At 73.9% G+C, this 2,789-nt stretch carries 3 protein-coding genes; all 3 read right to left on the reverse strand.

Features of this window, described 5'->3' with window-relative positions:
* Nucleotides 1–738 (reverse strand): energy-coupling factor transporter transmembrane component T family protein (locus CVO76_RS16585; RefSeq protein WP_208740173.1); only part of this gene is annotated, 738 nt, incomplete at its 3' end.
* A complete protein-coding gene (locus CVO76_RS16590; protein WP_208740174.1) occupies nt 735–2,225 on the reverse strand; it encodes an ABC transporter ATP-binding protein in 1,491 nt (496 codons plus the stop codon). The genes CVO76_RS16590 and CVO76_RS16585, both read right to left, overlap by 4 nt.
* A partial coding sequence (locus CVO76_RS16595; protein ID WP_244186070.1) for an ECF transporter S component occupies nt 2,222–2,789 on the reverse strand: 568 nt, incomplete at its 5' end. The genes CVO76_RS16595 and CVO76_RS16590, both read right to left, overlap by 4 nt.

Consider the following 2,789-nt stretch of genomic DNA (forward strand, 5'->3'; position numbering starts at 1 on the left):
GACCAGGAGCCCGACGGCGGCGACGCCGAGGTCGAGGGACGAGAACGTGCTGGTCCGCGCCCAGGTGCGCGTCGCACCGCCGAAACCGCGCGCCTCCATCGCCGTCGCGAGCCGCGTGGCACGCCGGATCGCCTGGACGATCAGCCCGAAGGACTGCCCCAGCAGATTCCGCGTGCGCGCGACGACGGAGCCGTCCGAACCGATGCCCCGCGCGTGGCGTGCGAGTCCGAGGGACTCCCACTCCTCCAGGAGCAGGCCCACGAGCCGCAGCGAGGCCAGCCCGCCGAGGACGAAGCGGTGCGGCAGGTGCAGCTTCTGGGCGAGGGCATCGGCCAGGTCGGTGGGGTCCGTGGTGAGCAGGAGGAAGATGCCGGGCAGCGCGAGCGCGAGCCCCCTCAGCCCGACCGCGACCCCGGCCGCCACCGAGCCCTCGGTGAAGAGGAACGGCCCGACGTCGATCAGTACCGTTCCGCTCTTCTCCGCGAGCAGCGCGGTGCCGTAGGCGCCGATCGACGCCGCGACCAGCAGGGGCCAGATGCGCCGGGCGAGGCCCCACGCACTGATGCCCAGCAGCGGCATCAGCGCGAGCTCGCAGGCCAGGACCACGGCGGCACTGACCCAGTCGATGCTCGCCATGAGGGCGAGCGTGATGACCGCGGCGGCGAACAGCTTGGACACGGGGTTGGCCCGCAGGAGCGTCTTCCCGGTCAGCACCGGGGTCAGGTGATCGGTGCTCATCGGGCCACCAGCCGTCCCGCCCCGTCGGCGATGTGCAGGGTCCTGCCGCCGAGGGCGGCGATGAAATCGGCGTCGTGCGTGACGGAGACGACGGCCACGCCGTCGTCGATCAGCTCGCGCAGCAGGGTGACGAGTTCGGCCCAGGTCCCGGCGTCCTGGCCGAAGGTGGGCTCGTCGAGGATCAGGAGGCGCGGGGCCGTGGCGAGCATCGTCGCGACCGACAGCCGCCGCTTCTCGCCGCCGGAGAGCGTGAACGGATTGGCCTTCAGCAGATGGGTGAGGCGGAGGCGCTCGGCCAGCTCGGTGATCCGCCGCGGATCGGCGGTCCCGCTGACGCGTCGCGGCCCGAACTCCAGTTCCTCGCCCACGGACGCCGTGAGGAACTGGTGCTCGGGCTCCTGGAAGACCGTGCCGATCCGCTGCACGAGCTGGGCCGACCGCCAGCGGAACGGGTCGCTGCCCGCCGCTCCGGCGAGCGAGGGCGCGGCGTCCACCCGGCCGGCGCGCGGCCGGAGCAGGCCGCCGAGCGTGAGCGCCGCCGTCGACTTCCCGGCGCCGTTCGGCCCGGTGATGCCCAGTGCTTCCGCCTCGTGCACCCGGAGGTCGATGTCCTCGACGGCCGCGGGGCCCCGCTTGGTCCTGGCCACCGTGAGGGAGCGCGCCGACAGCAGCGGGCCGCCACCGGCGCCGGGTACGGGCCCTCCCAGGGGCGGCCGCCGGCCCGGGACCCAGACGCCGGCGTGCGCCAGCCCGGCACGCGTGGCCTCGTGCCCCAGGATGCCCGCGGGAGAACCGTCGGCGAGGACGCCTCCCCCGGCGTCGAGCACGATCACACGGTCCACCACGTCGGCCCAGACCGCCACGCGGTGCTCGACGACGACGAGCGTGGCACCGGTGCGCTCCAGGACGCGGACGACGGCGTCCCGCACCTCGAGGACGCCGTCGGGGTCGAGGTTCGCGGTGGGTTCGTCGAGCAGGAGCAGCCCGGGCTCCATCGCGAGGACGGACGCGAGCGCGAGGCGCTGCTTCTGCCCCCCGGACAGCGCGGTGGTGGGGTGGTAGAGCGGGAGGTCGAGGCCGACGTCGTCGAGCGCCCTGCCGACGCGCTGCCAGATCTCCTCGCGGGGCACGGCGAGGTTCTCGGCGGCGAAGGCCACCTCGTCGCCGACGCGGGCGAGCACCACCTGCGTCTCGGGGTCCTGGAGCACCAGCCCAGCCCTCCCCCGCGCCGCGGCCGGGGGGACGCCGTCGAGCAGGAGTCCGCCCTCCTGTTCGCCCTCGTCCTGCGCACCGAGCACCCCGGCGAGTCCGTGCAGCACGGTCGACTTGCCCGCCCCGGACGCCCCGAGGAGCAGCACGCGCTCTCCCGGCCCGATGTCGAGGTCGAGGTGGCGTGCCGCGAAGGCCTTCCTGCCAGCATGGCGCCAGCCCCAGCCGCGGGCGCTGACCTGAACGGCCCCCGCGGCCGGTGGGTGTGCTGCCGTCACACGTCCGCCGAGCGGCCCGCGGCGAAGGACGACAGCGCACCCGTCCTCGCGAGGCCCCGCATGGCCAGCCACGAGAGCAGGCCCGCGATGACGACGCCGGAGATGGCCGCGAACACGGTGTAGAGGAGCTTGAACTCGAAGGTCCAGAGCGCGTTGTAGAGGATGTTCTCGCTGATCGCGAGGGCGAGGCCCGCGCCGAGGCCGGCCAGCAACGCGACCGGCAGGTTCCACTTCCGGTACAGGAAGAGCAGGAAGACCAGTTCGGCGCCGGCTCCCTGGATCGCTCCGGAGACGAGGACGCCCACGCCCCACTGCGTGCCGATCAGGGCGGACACAGCCGCCGCGAGCATCTCGCAGTAGAGGGCGGCACCGGGCTTGCGGATGATCAGTCCCCCGAGGACGCCGGCGATCAGCCAGCCCCCGGAGTAGAGGCCCGCCAGGGGCGGGAAACCGGCCGTCAGCAGGCTGATGCCGGAGTATCCCGCGGACCAGGCGAAGAACAGGACGCCGACGGCGACGGCGATGACCGAGGCCACCACGATGTCGACGACGCGCCACTGGCGG

Source organism: Arthrobacter agilis, assembly GCF_002953615.1.
In the GTDB taxonomy this organism is placed as follows: Bacteria; Actinomycetota; Actinomycetes; order Actinomycetales; family Micrococcaceae; genus Arthrobacter_D; species Arthrobacter_D agilis_B.